This is a genomic window from Paraburkholderia ginsengisoli NBRC 100965, from assembly GCF_000739735.1.
Taxonomy (GTDB): Bacteria; Pseudomonadota; Gammaproteobacteria; order Burkholderiales; family Burkholderiaceae; genus Paraburkholderia; species Paraburkholderia ginsengisoli.
In genome coordinates this window covers 278,702-297,774 of sequence record NZ_BBJF01000006.1, presented here as the reverse complement: position 1 = coordinate 297,774, position 19,073 = coordinate 278,702, and the positions used below count along the sequence as shown (strand labels likewise).

17 protein-coding genes and 1 pseudogene are annotated in these 19,073 nt (G+C 64.3%); 10 read left to right on the top strand and 8 right to left on the bottom strand.

Translation table 11 applies throughout. From position 1 onward, the window contains the following. Position 1: 1 nt before the first annotated feature. Entirely contained in the window at positions 2–1,057 is a 1,056-nt protein-coding gene (locus BGI01S_RS14280) for a LacI family DNA-binding transcriptional regulator (RefSeq protein WP_042326411.1), read from the bottom strand. A gap of 197 nt (positions 1,058–1,254) precedes the next feature. Between BGI01S_RS14280 and BGI01S_RS14275 the strand changes: the two genes are divergently transcribed. The 5 genes from BGI01S_RS14275 to BGI01S_RS14255 all read left to right on the top strand — a co-directional run bounded on the left by BGI01S_RS14275 (position 1,255) and on the right by BGI01S_RS14255 (position 7,645). Next, entirely contained in the window at positions 1,255–2,280 is a 1,026-nt protein-coding gene (locus tag BGI01S_RS14275; protein WP_042326409.1) for a TRAP transporter substrate-binding protein, read from the top strand. Positions 2,281–2,342: 62 nt separating this feature from the next. Further along, complete coding sequence (locus BGI01S_RS14270) at positions 2,343–4,232, top strand: TRAP transporter large permease (protein ID WP_042326408.1); 1,890 nt, start codon at positions 2,343–2,345, stop codon at positions 4,230–4,232. Positions 4,233–4,323: 91 nt separating this feature from the next. Next, complete coding sequence (locus tag BGI01S_RS14265; protein ID WP_042326407.1) at positions 4,324–4,863, top strand: VOC family protein; 540 nt, start codon at positions 4,324–4,326, stop codon at positions 4,861–4,863. Further along, a complete protein-coding gene (locus tag BGI01S_RS14260) occupies positions 4,860–6,158 on the top strand; it encodes a ribulose-bisphosphate carboxylase large subunit family protein (RefSeq protein WP_042326406.1) in 1,299 nt (432 codons plus the stop codon). The genes BGI01S_RS14265 and BGI01S_RS14260 overlap by 4 nt, the downstream gene beginning before the upstream one ends. Positions 6,159–6,181: 23 nt before the next feature. Then, complete coding sequence (locus BGI01S_RS14255; RefSeq protein ID WP_042326405.1) at positions 6,182–7,645, top strand: four-carbon acid sugar kinase family protein; 1,464 nt, start codon at positions 6,182–6,184, stop codon at positions 7,643–7,645. A gap of 233 nt (positions 7,646–7,878) precedes the next feature. Here the strand turns inward: BGI01S_RS14255 and BGI01S_RS14250 are convergent, their stop codons facing one another. The 5 genes from BGI01S_RS14250 to BGI01S_RS14230 all read right to left on the bottom strand — a co-directional run bounded on the left by BGI01S_RS14250 (position 7,879) and on the right by BGI01S_RS14230 (position 10,624). Beyond that, positions 7,879–8,034 carry a DUF3309 family protein gene (locus BGI01S_RS14250; protein WP_042326821.1) on the bottom strand — a complete coding sequence of 52 codons (156 nt, stop codon included), beginning with the start codon at positions 8,032–8,034 and terminating at the stop codon, positions 7,879–7,881. Between the two features lie 382 nt (positions 8,035–8,416). Further along, positions 8,417–8,701 (bottom strand): DUF3303 domain-containing protein, encoded by a 285-nt coding sequence (locus BGI01S_RS14245; protein WP_042326404.1) that lies wholly within the window; start codon positions 8,699–8,701, stop codon positions 8,417–8,419. 869 nt (positions 8,702–9,570) lie between these two features. After that, positions 9,571–9,789, bottom strand: coding sequence for a hypothetical protein (locus BGI01S_RS14240; RefSeq protein WP_042326403.1), 219 nt, complete (start codon positions 9,787–9,789; stop codon positions 9,571–9,573). Between the two features lie 180 nt (positions 9,790–9,969). After that, positions 9,970–10,263, bottom strand: a complete 294-nt coding sequence (locus tag BGI01S_RS14235) for a hypothetical protein (RefSeq protein ID WP_042326402.1) — start codon at positions 10,261–10,263, stop codon at positions 9,970–9,972. A gap of 88 nt (positions 10,264–10,351) precedes the next feature. Continuing rightward, positions 10,352–10,624: a hypothetical protein gene (locus BGI01S_RS14230; protein WP_042326401.1), complete on the bottom strand. Its 273-nt coding sequence runs from the start codon at positions 10,622–10,624 to the stop codon at positions 10,352–10,354. 424 nt (positions 10,625–11,048) lie between these two features. Between BGI01S_RS14230 and BGI01S_RS14225 the strand changes: the two genes are divergently transcribed. Next, on the top strand, positions 11,049–13,223 hold the full coding sequence (locus BGI01S_RS14225; RefSeq protein ID WP_042326400.1) for a serine/threonine protein kinase: 2,175 nt from the start codon (positions 11,049–11,051) through the stop codon (positions 13,221–13,223). Between the two features lie 29 nt (positions 13,224–13,252). Here the strand turns inward: BGI01S_RS14225 and BGI01S_RS31390 are convergent, their stop codons facing one another. Together BGI01S_RS31390 and BGI01S_RS31385 are read right to left on the bottom strand one after the other, a co-directional pair. Beyond that, complete coding sequence (locus BGI01S_RS31390; protein ID WP_408638641.1) at positions 13,253–14,500, bottom strand: formylglycine-generating enzyme family protein; 1,248 nt, start codon at positions 14,498–14,500, stop codon at positions 13,253–13,255. Then, positions 14,495–15,166 (bottom strand): annotated as a pseudogene (locus BGI01S_RS31385) (caspase family protein); the annotation flags it as partial. The pseudogene BGI01S_RS31385 and the gene BGI01S_RS31390, both read right to left, overlap by 6 nt. Positions 15,167–15,668: 502 nt before the next feature. Here BGI01S_RS31385 and BGI01S_RS14215 point away from each other — a divergent pair. From BGI01S_RS14215 to BGI01S_RS14200, 4 genes are all read left to right on the top strand, one after another. Beyond that, positions 15,669–16,175 carry a DUF4399 domain-containing protein gene (locus BGI01S_RS14215; protein WP_042326398.1) on the top strand — a complete coding sequence of 169 codons (507 nt, stop codon included), beginning with the start codon at positions 15,669–15,671 and terminating at the stop codon, positions 16,173–16,175. Positions 16,176–16,223: 48 nt separating this feature from the next. Further along, positions 16,224–16,658 (top strand): DUF4399 domain-containing protein, encoded by a 435-nt coding sequence (locus BGI01S_RS14210; RefSeq protein WP_042326397.1) that lies wholly within the window; start codon positions 16,224–16,226, stop codon positions 16,656–16,658. A gap of 283 nt (positions 16,659–16,941) precedes the next feature. Then, positions 16,942–17,226: a hypothetical protein gene (locus tag BGI01S_RS14205; protein WP_042326396.1), complete on the top strand. Its 285-nt coding sequence runs from the start codon at positions 16,942–16,944 to the stop codon at positions 17,224–17,226. A 283-nt stretch (positions 17,227–17,509) separates the two neighbouring features. Then, on the top strand, positions 17,510–18,979 hold the full coding sequence (locus BGI01S_RS14200) for an efflux transporter outer membrane subunit (protein ID WP_042326819.1): 1,470 nt from the start codon (positions 17,510–17,512) through the stop codon (positions 18,977–18,979). Positions 18,980–19,073: the final 94 nt, after the last annotated feature.

Genomic DNA, 19,073 nt, shown 5'->3' with positions numbered 1-19,073 from the left:
TTCAAGGCAAATTCTCCCTTAACACGATGCTGAACTGCACCGGCTTCACATCGCTCATTGCGTCGCGCTTCTCGCGCACGTTGCGGAATATCCGCAGACAGTTGCCCACGATCGACTGCGGCGTTTGAGTGATCAACGCATCCATCGTCCCGTCGATCAGCAACGCGCGCGTATCGGGCGTCAAGCCGTGTCCGACGAACAGAATCTTCTGCTCGGAGCGCGCTTCGACAATCGCCCGCGCGACGCCATCCGATCCGCCGCCGCTGTTGTAAATTCCCGCGAGGTCGGGATGCTGTTCGAGCAGCTTGCGCGTCTGCATGTAGTTGCGCTCGCTGTCGTCGTGTCCTTCGCGCAGGCCGATCACCCGCACTTGCGGAAACGTCGATTCGATCAGATGCAGAAAGCCGATTTCGCGCTCCTCGTGACCTCGATAATTGAGGCTGCCCGCGAGCATCGCGATCTTGCCGCTCGGCCGTGGTCCCATGAAACGCCCCAGCAGCAGCGCCGCCGTACGACCGGCCGAACGATTGTCGATGCCGACATACGCGAGCCGCCGCGCGTTCGACAGGTCCGAAATCAGTGTGATGGCCGGCACGCCCTGGTCCGCCAGCGCGTTGACCGCGTCGCGCACCACGGGATGTTCGAGCGCCATGAAGACGACGCCGTCCGCGCGCTGTCCGTAGTGCAACAGACGGGCGGCGAGTTCTTTCGGGTTGAAGCTCTCGACATAGTGCACGCGGCACTTCATGTCCAACGCACTCCATTGATCGTGTGCGAAGTCGATGTAGTCGCCGAGCATGTGCAGATAGCGATTGGTGCCGGCCGGCAGCAGGAACGCGATGCGCATCGGCTTCGAAGCGGGCGCGGCGGGCGCGTCCGGCGTGAGCAGATAGCCGAGTTGCGCGGCCGCTTGCAGCACGCGTTGCGCGGTGACGGCGCGCACGCCTTCGCGGCCGTTGAGCACCCGATCCACCGTGGCGGTCGACACGCCGGCCACGCGAGCGATGTCCGGAATGCGTGCGCGCGCGGCGGCGCTGAGATGAAGCGGTTCGGACATGGCAGTCCTTCGCAAAGGGGAAGTCCATCAAAAAACATCAAGTCCGCGGTTTGACAGCGGTCACCGCGCACGCCTAGTCTTGCAGCTATCCCGCGAGCCTTCGACACTGATGACCGGAAATCAACGGGTTGAAGCGAGTGATGATGGATTTTGATGGATTCGACAGTCACATCAATTATAAGCAAGGAGACGCTCAAATGACCAACCTCGCGAGACGCACGTTGCTGCGTGCCGCGGCCGCCGTGCCGGTGGCCAGTGCGCTGGGCTTTCCGGCGATCGTGCGCGCGGCGTCCGGCCCGGAGTTCGTGTTCAAGTACGGCAACAACCTGCCGCTCACACATCCGCTGAACGTGCGCTCGCAGGAGGCGGCCAATCAGATTCGCGAGGCGTCGAAGGGGCGCATGGAGATCCGGATCTTCCCTAACAACCAGTTGGGCGGCGACACGGACATGCTCGCGCAGGTGCGCAGCGGCGGCATCGAAATGTTCACGCCGTCGGCGCTGGTAGTGTCGACGCTCGCGCCGTCGGTGGCGATCAACGCGGTCGGCTTCGCGTTCAGCGACTACAACCAGGTGTGGGGCGCGATGGACGGCAAGCTCGGCGCGTACGTGCGTGCGGCAATGCAGAAGGCCGGGCTCGAATCGTTCGAGAAGATGTGGGACAACGGTTTCCGTCAGACCACGACCAGCAACGGTCCGATCACGAGTGCGCAGAATATGCGCGGTCTGAAGATTCGCGTGCCGGTCAGTCCGCTCAGCATCGATATGTTCAAAGGACTCGGCGCCGCGCCGACGAGCCTGCAATTCAGCGAGGTTTATTCGTCGTTGCAAACGCATATCGTCGATGCGCAGGAAAACCCGCTGCCGATCGTGCAGGTCGCGAAACTCTACGAAGTGCAGAAGTACTGTTCGCTGACCAATCACATGTGGGACGGCTACTGGTTCGTGCTGAACCCGCGCGCGTGGCAGCGTCTGCCGAAGGACCTGCAGGCCATCGCGAGCGATGCGTTCAATCAGTCGGCGCTCAAGCAGCGCGAGGACGTGCGCAAGCTCAACGACGCGGCGGTCGCCGATCTGCAAAGCAAGGGGCTCACGATCAACCGTCCGGCGCCGGACACGTTCCGCACCGCGCTGCGTCAAGCGGGTTTCTATGCGGCCTGGAAGAGCAAGTTCGGCAACGAGGCGTGGGACCTGCTCGAACAATCGGTCGGCAAGCTGGCCTGAGCGTGCGGCAGCCCGGTGAGCATCAGACGACGCGCGGCCAGCAGCCGCCAGGAGAGCGCAGCATGTCGAATCACGCATTGAATCCGGCAGAGGCCGCGGCCGTGCCGTTGCACGCGACGAGCACGCCGCGCCGCTGGCTCGCCACGCTGGACCGCGGCCTGATCGCGCTGGTCGAAGTGTGCGCGGCTTCGCTGCTCGCGGTGGAGGTCGTCGTGATGCTGGCGGGCGTCGTGTCGCGCTACGTGTTGCATCAGCCGCTGGTGTGGTCGGATGAACTGGCGGGCATTCTGTTCCTGTGGCTCGCGATGCTCGGCGCGGTGCTCGCGCTGCGGCGCGGTGAACATATGCGGATGACGGCGCTCGTCAGCCGCTTGTCGCCGCAGCGGCGCGCGTTCGTCGATACGCTCGCGATCGCCGCGTCGATCGCGTTGCTGGCACTGCTGATCGCACCCGCGTACGACTACGCATCCGGCGAAGCCGCGATCGTCACGCCCGCGCTACAAATCAGCAACGCATGGCGCGCGCTCGCGTTGCCGATCGGCGCGGCGCTGATGCTGCTGGTCGGCCTGATCCGTCTCGCCCAGGTGAGCCGCGTGCGCGACGTCGTCATCGTGCTCGCGATCGCCGCGCTGTTCGGCGCGGTGGCCGTGTTCGCCGGACCGTGGTTCCAGACGCTCGGCAAGCTCAACCTCGTGATCTTCTTCGTCGGCGTGGTGGCGATCGGCATTTTTTCGGGCGTGCCCATCGGCTTCTCTTTTGCGCTCGCGACATTCGGCTATCTCGGCCTCTCCACTTTCACGCCGCTCGAAGTGGTGGTCGGCCGCATGGACGAGGGCATGTCGCATCTTGTGCTGCTCGCCGTGCCGCTGTTCGTTTTCCTCGGGCTACTGATCGAAATGACCGGCATGGCGCGCGCGATGATCGAGTTTCTCGCGAGCCTCGTTGGTCACGTGCATGGCGGGCTGTCGTTCGTGCTGATCGGCGCGATGTATCTGGTGTCCGGCATTTCCGGCTCGAAAGTCGCTGACATGGCCGCCATCGCGCCGGTGCTGTTTCCGGAGATGAAGAAACGCGGCGCGTCCGAAGGCGATCTGGTCGCGCTGCTCGCCACGACCGGCGCGCAAAGCGAAACCATTCCGCCGAGCATCGTGTTGATCACGATCGGCTCGGTCACGGGGCTGTCGATCTCCGCGCTCTTCACCGCCGGCATGTTGCCGGGCGCGGTGCTCGCGTTGATTTTGTGCGTCGTGGTGTGGTGGCGTTATCGCAAGGAAGATCTGAGCGGCGCGCAACGCTTTACACGGCGGCAGATCGGCCGGCTGTTCATCGTGTCGGTGCCCGCGCTCGCACTGCCGTTCGTGATTCGCATGGCGGTGGTCGAAGGCGTGGCGACGGCGACCGAAGTGTCGACCATCGGTATCGCCTATTCGATGCTGGTCGGACTGCTGATCTATCGGCGCTTCGAATGGCGGCGGCTCGGACGCATGCTGGTCGATGCGGCGACCCTGTCGGGCGCGATCCTGTTCATCATCGGTTGCGCGACCGCGATGGCCTGGGCGCTTACGCAATCCGGCTTTTCGCAGGACCTCGCGCAATGGATGGGCGCGATGCCCGGCGGCGCGTATGGCTTCCTCGCGGTGTCGATCGTCGTGTTCGTGATGCTAGGCAGCGTGCTCGAAGGCATTCCCGCAATCGTGCTGTTCGGGCCGCTGCTGTTTCCGATCGCGCGGCTCGCCGGTGTGCATGAAGTGCACTACGCGATCGTCGTGATCCTGTCGATGGGCGTTGGGCTGTTCTCGCCACCGTTCGGCGTCGGCTACTACTCGGCGTGCGCGATCAGCAAGGTCAACCCCGATGCGGGCATTGGCCCGATCGTCGGGTACATGGGCGCGTTGATCGTCGGCTTGCTGCTGGTCGCGGCGATTCCCTGGATTTCGATCGGCTTCCTCTAAGTTTTTCTTCACAGGTTCGACCTTCGGGCGCTGCATAACGGCTGCGCCGGGGGGCGCTCGTCTTCAAACCTCGCAGCATCGGGAGAGTTTCATGAGTCGTTTCTTTGGCGAAATACGGCAGGCAGGCTATGTGGTGCGCGACATCGAAGCCGCGATGGACTACTGGAGCCGCGTGCTCGGCGTGGGCCCGTGGTTCTACAACGAACGCGTGCCCATCGAAAACTACACGTATCGCGGGGAAAAATATGAAGTGCACAACTCGGTCGCGCTGGCGAACTCGGGGCCGCTGCAGGTCGAGTTGATCCAGACGCGCAACGACGCACCGTCGATGTATCGCGACTTCCTTGCCGCCGGCCACACCGGTTTGCAACACAACGCTTACTGGACCACCTCGTTCGACGCGGATCTCGCGCGCCTCAAGGAGCAGGGTTTCAAGGTGGCGATGAGCGGTGAGGTGGGGCGCAACGGGCGCTTTGTCTACTTCGATACGGAAACGCACCCGGGTACGGTGATCGAGCTGTCCGAGATCGCGGGGCCGAAGGGCAAGCTGTTCGACATGATCTACGCCGCGTCGCGCGACTGGGACGGCCGCGAGCCGGTGCGTCGCTTTCCGGATCTGGGCACGTTATGAACGCGACGAAAGAGGCGCAGCCGTCAGGCGAACACACGCTCGAAGCCGACTATCTGATCGAGACGCCGCTCGATCCCGCGCGCGTCGCCGAGATAATGGCCGGCGAGCAGTCGAGCGGCACCTTCGTGCGCGTCGCCAATGAATCCGACGCGTTGCGCGCGCGCAGCCGCGCGAGTGTGCTGCATATCGACGAACTCGAAGCCGCGCCGCAACCGAGCTTGCAGAGCGCGTGGCTGATCCGGCAACGCGCGGCGGGGCCGTGGCGGCGCGCGCGCGTCACGCTGTCGTTTCCGCTCGCCAACATCGGCGCGAATCTGCCGACGCTGGCCGCCACCGTCGCGGGCAACCTCTACGACCTCGGCGAAGTGACCGGCATGCGGCTGCTGTCGCTGCGTTTGCCGGCTTCGTATCGCGCGCAATTCGAATTGCCGCGTCATGGCGTGGCGGGTACGCGCGCGCTGACACAAGTGACGGACCGGCCGCTGATCGGCACCATCATCAAGCCGAACGTCGGCCTGAGCGCGGCGGAAACGGCGGCCCTCGCGCGCGAGCTGTGCGAAGCGGGCGTCGATTTCATCAAGGATGACGAAGTATGTGCGAATCCCGCACACGCGCCGCTTGCCGAACGCGTGCGGGCGGTGATGTCGGAAGTGCGCAGCTATCGCGAGCGCAGCGGCCGTCCGGTGATGGTCGCGTTTAATATCACCGACGACCTCGACGCGATGCGCCGTCATGCGGAGTTGGTCGAGCATGAAGGCGGCAGTTGCGTGATGGCGAGCATCAACTGGTGCGGCTTCTCCGCGATCCAGACGCTGCGCCGTTCGACCCCGCTCGTGCTGCACGCGCATCGCAACGGCTACGGGATGATGTCGCGCGATCCGGCGCTCGGCATGTCGTTCCAGGCGTATCAGACGCTCTGGCGTTTGACCGGCGTCGATCATATGCACGTGCACGGCCTCGCCGGCAAGTTCGCGCAAAGCGACGCGGAGGTGATCGAGTCGGCGCGCGATTGCGCGACGCCGCTCGCCTCCGGTTGCGACGATGTCGTGATGCCGGCGTTTTCGTCGGGACAGTGGGCCGGCACCGTGCAAGCGACGTTCGACGCAGTGCGCTCCACCGATCTGCTGTTCATGTCGGGCGGCGGCATACTCGCGCATCCGGACGGCCCGACCGCCGGCGTGACGAGCGTGCGTCAGGCGTGGGCGGCCGTGCAAGCCGGCACGCCGCTGCCGGTGTACGCGGAGCAGATGCCGGAGTTGCGGCGCGCGTTGGCGTTTTTCGGCGGCCGCGCCTGAGTGCGTAGCGGAACATGAGCGACATGGACGATTTCAGAGGCCACGCCACGGCTGAAAACACGAGCGACAGCACGACTGAAGCGCACCGCACGCGTCCCGCCTACGCGTTCTACGGCGACGACTTCACCGGCGCGACCGATACGCTCGCGCACCTCGCGCGCGCAGGCTTGCGCACGATGCTATTGTTCGCGCCACCGGATGCCGCGCGTTTGTCGGCACTCGGCCAACTCGACGCGCTCGGCGTCGCGGGCGCCGCACGCACGATGCAGCCGCATGCGCAGCGGCAGGAACTCGCGCGCGTCGGCGCTGCATTCGCCGCGCTCGGCGTGCGGGTGATGCACTACAAGGTGTGCTCGACTTTCGACAGCGCGCCGCAAACCGGCAGCATCGGCGTGGCGATTCGTACGTTGCGTGCTCACTGCGCGAACGAACTCGTCGCCGTGATTGGCGGCCAGCCGAATTTGCGGCGCTATTGCGTATTCGGCGAACTGTTCGCCGCGGCCGGGGCGGACGATCAGCGGCAGGCGATCTACCGGATCGATCGACATCCCACGATGAGCCGTCATCCGGTGACGCCGATGCACGAGGCGGACTTGCGCGTGCATCTGCAACGCCAGGGCGTCGAGCGGGTGCAGTCGATCGACTGGCGCTGCTATGCGGCAGGCGACGCCGCGCTGCAAGCCGAGGTGTCGCAACGGCTCGAATCGAAGCCGGATGCGTTGCTGTTCGACGTGCTCGACGACACGCATCTGCAAGCGATCGGCCGGGTGATCGCACGGCATGCGGCGAAGGCGACGTTGCTCGCGGTCGGCGCGAGCAGCGTCGCGCAGGCGTATGCGTCGACGTTCGCCGCGCGCGCGCAAATGTCGGCGGTGAAGACGGTCGTGCCGTTGGCTCGCGCGAGAGGACCGGTGTTCGTCCTGGCCGGCAGTCTGTCGCCGCTGACCGAGGTGCAGATTGACGCCGCGCATTCGTATCTGCGAGTGGAACTGGACCCGCAGCGGATGAGCGGCGGCGACGCTGCCGTCTATCTGGCGGAACGCGTGGCGGCGATTGTCGGGCCGCTGCGCGACGGCCGCAACGTGCTCGCTTTTACAACGCGCCGTGCAGCGAGCGGCGCAAAGAACATCGCAGGCACCGCGAACGCGACAGCCGCGACGGACACGCCGCACGCGGCCAACGCCGCGCTCCCGCCGCTCGCGCACGCTTGTGCGATGCTGTTGCGGGAAGTGCTCGACGCCGTGCGATTGCAGCGCATCGGTATAGCCGGCGGCGACACGTCGAGCTTCGCCGTGCGTGCGCTCGACGCGTGGGGGCTGTCCTATCTCGCGCCGCTATCGGCGGGCGTGACGGTGTGCCGGTTGCACGCCGACCGCGCGGAACTCGACGGCATGGAGATCATGCTCAAGGGCGGCCAGATGGGCGACGCGGAACTGTTCGAACAACTGGTCGACGGCTATGCGATGGATCGCGCCGTCATTCGATAGACGCGCACTCGAAGCGATTCAGAATTCTGATGAGCGAGTAACTTTTCCATCGCATGTTGCCGCGTGACACGCAGCGAGAGAGGGCGTCGTCCCTCTATGCGTTCGCGAGCGCCGGACATGAGAAGGCCGCCGGATATCGCTATCCGGCGGCCGCCTTCGTTCGAACCTCAGTGTGCAACTACCGCTTTCTCATCCCCGTGGATCGAGTCGGCTTGCGTCGAAAGACGCGTCGGCTATATCACGCCGACAACCAGCAGCACGATCACCACGATCAGCACCACGCCGAGTCCGCCACTAGGACCGTAGCCCCACGAACGGCTATGCGGCCACGACGGAAACGCGCCGATGAGAAGAAGGATCAGGACGATCAGAAGAATAGTTCCCAACATATGAATGACCTCCGCTGGTTGATAAAGACCCGTCTTCGCATGGCCTTCGCGCAACGTTGCGGCGGCCCGGCGAAAACAGCATCGATGTCCTTGGTGAGCAAACCGCATGCCTACTACGAGGAATTCGACGGGAGGAGCTTCAACCGTATTCAGATTCATCCATCCGATTACGCCGCCGCTTTGCGCGCCGAGCCGATTCGCGCAGCGACGATATCGGCGGCGAACGCAATGCCGAGCGCCGCCGCGTCGCAGATGAAGCGCGCGAACGCGGTCGGGGGACTAGTTCGAGGAAGCGAAAAGGGTGTGGGTCTGGAGGGCTACGGACAAGCTGGGCGTGCTCGCCCGCAGCGAACAGGCACGACGGCCTGGCATTCACGAAGACTTATTGACGTCCCGCCACATGCTTGCCGAGCGCCGCGCCCAGGTCTTCGTCGGTCAGCGCGGGGAAAATGTTCATCTTCAGCATGTCGCCCCATTCGAGCGCCATTGCCGTCATGCTCTGCGTGTCGTTCGCCTCGACGATCGCCACGCCATGCAGTCCGCCGATCGCGTGCCAGCGTCCCAGCAACGTGACGCCTTCCGGCGTACGGCCGCCCGTTTTCATGAAGCGTTCGATGACCGCGTTCTCGTTGGCCGGCTGACCATTCCATTGCACGATGAATTTCATGACGTGTCTCCAATCTGGATTGGCGATGCCGGCTCGTGGCGCGCCGCGATCGTCGCTGTGGGTGTGCGTCGCGCCGGCTGCCGCGCGCCGCGAACACCGCTGCGCCATCGAGCCGTCCGGATAGCGCGGGCTATCGGCGGGTGGCAGGCACAAAACCACGTGGCGTCCTAAGCATCATAGGTGAGCGCGCGCTGGCCTATGTCGCCGTGAGCGGACATTCACCAGGCGAATTGGACGGCTGCTGCTCTCGTGGCGACGACATCAAGGGATGCCGTTTTCCAATTGCGGACGGCTCGCGCGTCCTACTAATAGGTCCCGCCAAAACGGCCTTCGAAAGACAGCGTGTCGATCTCGCTGGCCGTCGACGCGGCGCACCGCGCCGACGTTCACGATCGCGACCATGGAACGGCTGCCGCGTGCCGCGTCTTCATCGGTTCGACGGCGAGCGTCCTTCGTCATGTACATGATCCGCGCGACGCGGCAGGTCCCCGACAATGACAGTGGATTTCGCGGCAATAGTCACTGAAGCAGGCGATCGGGCATCACGCGATGCCAGGTTCCGGCATTCCATCGGCTATGGCGATGTGCGCGGAATTCGCGCGGAAAATCTATGGGCGATCGCGACGTCGATGCCGGCAGAGCGCCGCGTCAGGCGCTGCCGTTGCAGCATGAGCGATCAAAGCAAGGTCGCATCCCTGTGCCCGGGCGAACCTCGCGCATTGCGCGCGAATGACTGGATGGCAACGCGGCGTCACGCGCCACGCGCCGTGTCGCGAGCAGCGGGGCTCACGGCGCATGAAAAACAAACGGCACGCGCTATTGACGCGTGCCGCTGCGGCGACGACTGCGATGCCCCTCTGCACTCTGCGCTACTTGCGTTGACGTTCGCGCTCCAGCGCGGCCTCGGCAATCGTCCGATGCGCAGCGGGAAAGCCGGGCGGATAGTCGACGACACGCGCCGCATCCGGCACGAGCGGCGCGGCCATACTCGATCGCGCGCCGACGCGTGCGCCGCCGACGACGGCGGCCATCGCCTGACGGTCGAGTTCGACGCTGTCGGCCAGATCCTTGATGATGAGCTTTGCCATGGCGGCTCCGGAAAAGAAATCGGGCGGCTGGTCCATGAGCTGGACCGGCCGCCGCTGGGTGTCGTTCTGTGTGTCGAGGTCTCGTCGCACTATGAGTATAGGAAATCCGTTTGCAGCTTGCCTGTCGATGACGACATTGCGGCAGTGAAGGAACCCCTGTCCCTGCGCTGCTGCCTGGCGTTAAACGGCGGCGTAGTTGCCGCCCCACAGCGACGGACTCACGTCCAGGTGCAGCGGCACCAGCCCCGCACCGACCACGCCGATGTTGTTGAGCGCGGCGACGTTCACGTATTGCGCCTGGTTGAGGTTCTGGTTGATCGAGACATTGACGTTGGCAATGCCGCCGAGGCCGGCGATCGACGGCAGGCCCGGCACGCTGCTGCCAGCGCCGGCGCTGCCGCCGGCTACTGCCGACATTGCGCGGCGATCGAGCTCCCGGGTGCGGGACAGATCGCGAATCATGAGGGATGACATGGTGATTCTCCAAAGGTGCGCGGAAGACGGGCGTGATCGGCGTGAGGCGAAGCGTCCCGCGAGCGCGGGCGCTTCGCCTCGTCACGCTTTACACGTGGATGTTGTTGGTCGACGTGACGTGCGGATCGAACGTCGAGCTGAGGCCGGCGGCGAACGCGACGTTGTTGGCGTTGGCGTTCTGGATGTCCATCTGTGTGCTGATCAGTTGCTGGGCATCGACCTTCTTGCTGTTGTTCGGCGCGTAGACCGGGCTGAAGTTGTAGTACGAGACCGACGGGCCGAAGCCGCCGCGCACGGCGCTCATCGCCTTGCTGTCGAGTTGTTCGGTGATGGACAGGTCTTTGATCATCAGCGTGTTCATGGTAAGTCTCCTGGAAGAAAGTATCGCGGTCTTGCGATTGGGTTCGAGCAATTTGTCTGCTCGGGTGTCACTAATGCAGGGGCCATGCCAGTTTCATTCAAGGCTCCTAATAAATCTGGCGGAGCCTATATCCACAAGGCTTTCGAGGAGCATCACGCGTCAGGTCGCCGTACCACGACATGCCTGGCCGCCGTGCGAGCGGTGGCGCACGACCGACAGCCGCCCGCATGCTGTTGGATGCCGGGCGACACTCGCGCGCCGCGTCGGCGCGCGGCGGCGCGGGCCAATCCTGGTTTGCGAAAGCGCGGACCGGGAGCTAGTATCGAAGCGGCACATGTAACCGGTTACGACAAGTCTTCTATCAGCCTGAGTGGCTTCGGTCGCGTGCGATCCGGCCCAACGGCAGCGGCGGCGCTTCGCACAAATGGCTAGCCTTGCGCATGTGATTCACGACTTCCAGAGCGGCGCACTGTCGCGTGACGAGTTCGTCGCTCAGCTCGACAGCACGTTGACGACCGAAGGACTCGGTCCCACGCAGCTGCTGGAGATGCTTGGCGCGGCGCATCGCAAGGCCCCGTTACCCGACGATCTCTACCTCGAAGTGCGGCGGCGCATCGAACAGTTGCGCGTGTCGAACGTGGCGGCGGGCGGCGATGAAACCGGCATCCAGACGACGGTGGAGATTCCGTCGGTAAGTTCGGCAAGCGCCGGCAGTGCGGGCCAGGCCAACGCGCAAAGCCCGCCGGGACACGACCAGATCAAAGGCACCGGCGACACGCTGAACAATCGCTTCGTGCTGGAGGAGTGTCTGGGCGTCGGCGGCATGGGCACGGTGTACAAGGCGCTCGATCTGCGCAAGCTCGAAGCGTCGGACCGCAAGCCGTATCTCGCGATCAAGGTGCTCAACGTCCAGTTTCGCGGCAATCCGAATTCGCTCGTCGCGTTGCAGCGCGAGGCGCGCAAGGCGCAGGTGCTCGCGCATCGCAACATCATCACGGTGTATGACTTCGACCGCGACGGGCCGATCGTTTATCTAACGATGGAGTACCTGAGCGGCAAACCGCTCAGTCAGTTGCTGCGCACGCCCGGTTATCAGGGCATGCCAGTGCGCGCGGCGGTGCCGATCGTGCGCGGCATGTGTGCCGCGCTCGCATACGCACATGAACGCGGCTTCGTCCATTGCGACTTCAAACCGGCCAACGTGTTTCTGACCACCAATGCCGAAGTGAAAGTGATCGACTTCGGCATTGCGCGCGTGTTTCAGCGGCCGGAGGAAGAGAGCGACGCGACTGTGTTCGATCCTGGCAGCCTCGGCGCGTTGACGCCCGCGTATGCGAGCCCGGAGATGATCGAGCATCGCGAGCCGGACCCGCGCGACGACATCTATGCGCTCGGCTGCATCACCTACGAGTTGCTGACCGGCCATCATCCGTTCGATCGTTTGTCGGCGACCCAGGCGCGCAATGCCGATTTCAAACCGCAGCGTCCGCCGAATCTCGACTCGCGGCAATGGCGCGCATTGCGCGCCGCGTTGTCGTTCGAGCGCGGCGCGCGCATGCCAAGTGTGGTGCGCTTCATCGGCGAGTTCGACAACGAGGCGCGCGCGGAGAAGTCGGGCACGTTGGCGAAAGTCGGGCTCGCGAGTTTCGCCGTGGTGTGCGCGACGGCGGTCGGCGTGTTCGCGCTGCGTTCGGGGCCGAGCAGGCAAGGTAGCGCGCAAACGGATGTGGAGGCTTCGCAGCCGGTGGCGGAAAGCGCGAGCGCGGCGTCGGAGGGAGCGGCGTCTGAAGCGACTGCGGGACCGGTTCTGCCGTCGACGGTGACTGCGTCCAGCGCGCCATCCTCGGCGCCTTCTGCCGCGACGAGCGCAGCGGCACCGGCATCGTCGACGCCCCTCGCCACGGCGCCGGCGCCCAGACCCGCGCTGACCCTCGCCGCGATCGCGCCCGCACTGGCGCAAGTGCCCTGCTCGGCGCTATCCGCCGCTGTGCAGGACCACTCGCTGACGGTGCGCGGTTTCGTCTCGCAACGCTACGGTGCGGGACGCCTGAAGGATACGTTGGCGGCGCTGCCGGGCGTCAATACGCTGACGCTCGATGTCCAGCCGCTCGCCGACGACAAATGCGACACAGTCGGCGCGCTCGCACCGTACTGGGTTCGCAACTGGCAGGCAGGCCGCGTGGCGGCTTTGCATGTGCGGCCACCGAGCGGTCAGTTGAGCGACGGCGACCCGCTGGTGGTCGACGTGACGACGCCGGGCTTCGACTCGTACGTGAATCTCGACTACTACCAGCTCGACGGCAGCGTCGTGCACATGGTGCCGAGTCCGCGCGCGAAGGACAATCAGGCGCCCCCGCACTATGCGGCGACGATCGGCAGCGGTGGCGACTGGATCATTTCGAAGCCGTTCGGCGCGGAGATGGTGGTGTTGCTGATTACGCCCGCGCCGCTATTCGACAAGCCGCGTCCGGAAAGCGAATCGCGCGCCGACTATCTGCGCGCGCTCGATACGCGGCTCAAGCAGCTCGGCGGCAAATACGGCCAGGACCATATCGTTGCCGACTTCGCGCCGATCACGACGAAGCCGCGTGCGCCCTGAGCGCCCTGAATGTGTGTGCAGGGCCCGCATCACTTGAGATCTTTGACGACCCGCATGCCATCCTGCGATTGACGCACGCCCGCGCTGTATTTGAAGCGCGTCGCGCTGAGCATGTAGCCGCCGCCTTCGCGCCAGGAGCCGCCGCGAATCACGCGCATGTCGCAACCGGGGCTGTCCCACGCGTGACCGTCGACGGGCGCGCTCTGGTAGTTGTTGTGCCAGCAGTCGGCGGTCCATTCCCATACGCTGCCGTTCATGTCGTAGAGGCCGAGCGGATTCGGCGCGAACGAACCGACCGGCTCCGGTCCTTCCTTGTGCCACGGATCGCCGCAGTCCTTGCAATTGGCGTTGCCCTTGCGCATCTGATCGCCCCACCAGTAGGCGGTCGTCGTGCCGCCTCGGTCCGCGTATTCCCATTCCGCTTCGGTGGGCAAACGGTAGGGCTTGCCGGTGACTTTGCTGAGCCATTTCACGTACTGCTGCGCGTCGTCCCAGCTCAGGTCGCGCGCGGGTGCGGCCTTGTTCGTATTGCTGTCGGGCGTTGCCTTCTGACACGCGTTGGCGGCGACGCACGCGTTCCATTGCTCGACCGTCACCTCGTATTTGCCGATCGCGAACGGCGCACCGATGTTCACGTGATGGACCGGCTTCTCCGACGGATCGTCGGTGCTGCTGCCCATCGCGAACGAGCCGGCCGGCACGGGGACCATGATCGGGCAGGCGGCGCAGTCGCGGCTCTCGCCGGCGACGGCTGGGCGCGAGATGGCTTTTTGTGCGGTCGCTGGCGCGGTTGGGGCAGCGGCGCTTGAGGTCGGAGCTGGCGTTGCATGCGGACGCTCCTGCGCCGGGGCGCTCGCGGGCACAGCGGGTCGCGCGGCTTGCGGGGCAGGTGCGGGTGCAACCGCCGCCGCTGCGGGCGGTGCAGCCGCCGGCGCACTCGCCGCCGCAGCGGCGCGCAAGCGATCGATGCGCGCATGAGCCAGCGTCGCGAAGCGGCCGTTCGGATAGGCCTTCAAATAGGCCTCGTAATCGGCGGGGTAGTTGCTGTCCTTGATCGAATTCCAGAACGTGATTTCGTATTGCTCGCTGCTGTCTTTCGGAAGGATGCCCCGGCTGTGCAGCGTGACGACCGGGGCGTCGTCGACGGCCCACGCGAGCGATGTGCTCGCGTCGCGCGAGCCACCGTTTGCGCTATGCACAGGTAAGGACAGCGTAAGTGTGGTGGCTGTCCACGGCCTCTGTTCATTGGCCGTTGCCTCGCGTACTTGCGCGGCCACATGTTGAAGCAGACTGCCGAGCGTTTGCGACCGAGCGCGCTTCAACTCGCGCAGCAGCGCGTTCGTGTACACGCCATGACGCGGGCCGTCCGCGGCAAAGCCGCCGGGCGCGGTGGCGTAGGCGACCACGGTGTCGGCTGGAAGCGCCGGTGCATCGCGTGCCGTGTCCGCTGCGAACGGATTGTTCAGGCACGTGTCGAGGACGACGACGTTGAGTCGACCGGCACGCGGTGCGGACATCGCGCGTAACACGCCATTCAGATCGATGCCGTCTTTCACCAGCGACGCCGGCGAGCGCGCGTCGAGTCCGGCGGGCATCAGCAGAGTCTGCCGGCCGACCTGCATGCCATGTCCCGCGAAATAGAAGAGGCCGACGCCGCCGCCTTGCAAACGCCGATGGAATTCGCCGATGGCCTGCTGCATGTCTCGCGGCGTTGCATTCGTGCGCATGATGACGTCGAAGCCGAGCGTAGCGAGCGTGTCGCGCATCGCTTCGGCGTCGCGCGGTGCGTTCGTGCGGAGAGCGTCCGCGAGATCGCCGTATGCGCCATTGCCGATTACGAGTGCAATGCGTGGCGACAGCGGAGAAAGTGGGTTTGCCCGCGATGGCGAGAAAGGCGCGATGGCCGGGACCGGCGTGGACGGCGAGAACACCGCATCGCCCATAGCCGGGATATCAATCCCCATTGCACCGGGCGCGGGAGTTGCAGTACTTGCAGAGGTCGCGGGAGCGGCATGCGCCACGCCCCACTGCGCATGGATTGCTCCGGCCATGCACACCAGCAGGAATATTCGCCACATCTTCACATCCTGTTTGTACCGGACAGAACTTAGGCATTCGAGGACCGCATTGCTCGCAGCATTCGCAGCAGTACCTCGGGCGAAGCATCGATGCCGCTCTCGACAACCATCCGTCTGCAACCTGCTAATAACGATAGCACGCGCTTTGCGCGTCACAACTGTCGTGAGTCCTCAATGCGTCATACGGTTAACGAGTGTGGCGTATCTTTTTGGCAAGTTACGACCTAAGCTAATTCACAAAGTAACGCCGCACAGTCGTTTTATCTTGGCGGCCGTCCCGTCACTCGCACCCGCGATATCCAGCCGGAACGATCGGCCTGCCTTGCGCAGCCGATGCAGCCATGTCCCCTCTTCGGGAGAGTGCGCTATGCGAAGAAGAATCCTCACCCCCGTTGTTTCCGGCAGGCGTCATCGAGTGAAAGCGTGCTTCAGCGCGTGGCGCGCGAGCGCGTGCGCGACACTGTTCGTCGCGCTCGGCAGCGTGGCGGCTTCCGGCTACGCGCTGGCCGGGCAGACGGCGTCGCCGCCGAACGCCGAGGAATACATCATCTGGCCATCGGACGGCGCGGTGATTCACGGGGGCAAGCTATGGGTGCGCATGGGCCTGCGCAACATGGGCGTGTGCCCGAAGGGCGTCACATTTCCGAACTGCGGGCATCATCATCTGCTGATCGACACCGACCTGCCGCCGCTCGATCAGGAAATTCCGTCGGATCGCAATCACCTGCACTTCGGCGCGGGCGAGACGGACGCGCGCATCGAATTGCCGCCGGGCAAGCACACGCTGCAACTGATTCTCGGCGATCAGAACCACGTGCCGCACGTGCCGCCCGTATATTCGAAGAAGATCACCATTACCGTGCAGAAAGACTAGCGCGATCCGTTCGTTCAACACACGGGTCAGTCAGGACGGAGAGACCTCATGTACAAGATCATCGCGGTCGCGGCGCTCGTGACGTCGGCGGCATTGGCCTTGCCGGATTTCGCCATCGCCGGCACGACACCGGCGCCGCCCGGCGCGTACGCGTATATCGGCTATCCGAACGATGGCCAGGTGGTGCCCGCTAACAAGCCCTTCCGTGTGTGGTTCGGCTTGCGCTTCATGGGTGTGGCACCGAAGGGCGTCAAGTATCCGAATACCGGCCACCATCATCTGTTGATCGATACCGACCTGCCGCCGATGGACCAGGAAATTCCGTCGGACCGCAACCATCTGCATTTCGGCGCGGGCGAAACGGAAACCATGATTCAACTGCCGCCGGGCAAGCACACCTTGCAGTTGCTGATGGGCGACGACATGCATGTCCCGCACAATCCGCCGGTGTACTCGAAGAAGATCACGGTCATCGCGCGCTGAATCTTCTCGCCGCCCGCGTCGCGCCGCTCTGTGTCAAGAAGCAGCCAACGACTTCGCACCGTCTGTTGGCTGCAATCCACCATCCTCAGGTCAACGTTTCCCATCGCTCACGTCGTGCCGGCTCGCGGATCAACCGTGGAGCCCTTTATCTAAGGCCTTTCTGGATATTTCTTAGGATCGGAAAGCAATCCTGGCACAGCCCCTGCATTAGTGACACCCGAGCAGACAAATTGCTCGAACCCGAACGCAACACTGTGCAGCTTCCCTTTCCAGGAGATTTACCATGAACACGCTGATGATCAAAGACCTGTCCATCACCGAACAACTCGACAGCAAAGCAATGAGCGCCGTGCGCGGCGGCTTCGGCTATGGATATCCGTCTTCGTCGTACTTCAGCTATACGCCGGTGTATGCGCCGAACAACAGCAAGACCGTCGACGCCACCCAACTGATCAGCACGACGATGAACATCCAGAGCGCGAACGGCAACAACGATGCGTTCGTCGCGGGCGCCTCGACCACGATCAACCCGCACGTGACCTCGAGCAACAACATCTTCGTGTCCTGAGCGACGCAGACCTCGCGGAGGCCTGCGGGCCTCCGCGGGCTCCGCCCCGCATTGGACGCATACTGGTCGCGTGTCGGCCGTCAGTGGGCCAGGCACTCAAAAAGATTTCCAATTCAATCGTTCTTTTTTCACGCACCCCCTCGCGCCACCGCCCGATCCCCCACCCACCTTCCTGCTCGCTTCGATGCCGAAGCCGCAACGGAGATGCTTTGACCTGAAGGGATCTTCCCGTCGTTGAGCGCATGCAGCGAAGCGGGCGTCATCGGAGACAATCGTGTCAGCGTTGCTCGATTCATCGGTCTGTCAGCGCTTCTTCTCCGCGACATCGTCGCGGCCTCGCGTTGGCGCCGCGTTGCGCGGCGCGTGTGCGGCAACGGCGTGTGCACTGTTGCTCGGCGCGTGTGTCGACTTCAGCATGCCCGACTACAAGCGCCCCGACACGCCCGCCAAAGCTTCGTGGTCGAATCAGAAGGCGGCTCCCGTGTCGGCCGCCGCGACCATCGAGCCCGACTGGTGGAAAGGCTTCCACGATCCGTATCTGGACACGTTGATCGACAAGGCGATTGCCGGCAACTTCGACATTCGCGTGCTGGCCGCGCGTATCGATGTCGCCAGCACGCAGATCGCCGAGGCCAAAGCGGGCGCATTGCCGACCATGGACCTCGGCGTCGGCGCCGATTTCGAAAAGACCACCGGGCAGACCTTCGCGAAGCAGTACAACGTGGCCGCCCAGGTGAACTGGGACATCGACATCTGGGGCAAGGTCGAGAAAGGCGTGCAGGCGCAGAAGGCTGAATTCCATGCTAGCGAAGCGGATTGGCGCGCGGGATATCTCGAACTGGTGGCGAACGTCGCCAGCACCTACTTCCAGATCCTGCAATTCGACGACCAGATCGACCAGCAGCAAAAAACGCTCGTCACGAACAAACAGATTCTCACGATCTACGACGGCCAGCGGCGCAGCGGTCTCGTGCCGCAAACCCAGGTGCTGCGCCAGCAGGCGGAAATCAACCGGCTGACCAACGAGTTGCTCGAACTGCGCCGCTCACGCGCCGTCGCCAACAATGCGCTTTGCACGCTGATCGGCGTACCGGCGGGCGAGTTTCAATTGCCCCAAGGCCATTTGCAGCAACGCGTCCAATTGCCCGCGGTGCCGGACGGCTTGCCCGCGCAACTTCTCGCGCGGCGTCCCGACGTGGTGGCGGCCGAGTTCAGAGTGCTGGAAGCCTATGACCTCGTCGGCCAGGCGAAGCTCGCTCAATTGCCGACCATCGGTCTGACAGCGCACGGCGGCACGGCGAGTGCCGCGCTGAACAACCTGCTCAAATCGTTCACGTTCGGCTTGATGCCGAGCATCAACATCCCGTTGCTCGATCCGGGTACGCGGGCTCACGTAAAGACGACGCAAGCGCAATCGACGGTGGCCGAGCAGCAGTATCGCGTGGCGGTGATGGGCGCGTTCGAGGAAGTGGAGAACGCGCTGGTCAATCTGAATTCACACAAGGCGCAACGCGAAGAGCTGCAACAGCAAGTGTCGCGCCTGCAAATCGTCGCCGATCAGATTCAGTCGCAATTGCGCCTTGGGGTGGTGTCGCAACTGGAGGTCTTCGAAACCGAACGGACTCTGCTCCAGGCGCAACAGGATCTTCTTTCCAACCATCAACTGATTCTGTCGGACACGGTGCTGCTCTACAAGGCGCTTGGCGGTGGCTGGCCGAGTGTGGATGTGCAGGCGCAAGTAGAAGCCAAGTAAAGGAACACTGAGCTAATCGCACAATGGCGCGCGGCGCGGCTATTCCGTCCGATGATGGTGCGTTGCCTCTCTTCACAACTGATGATCTGAAAAT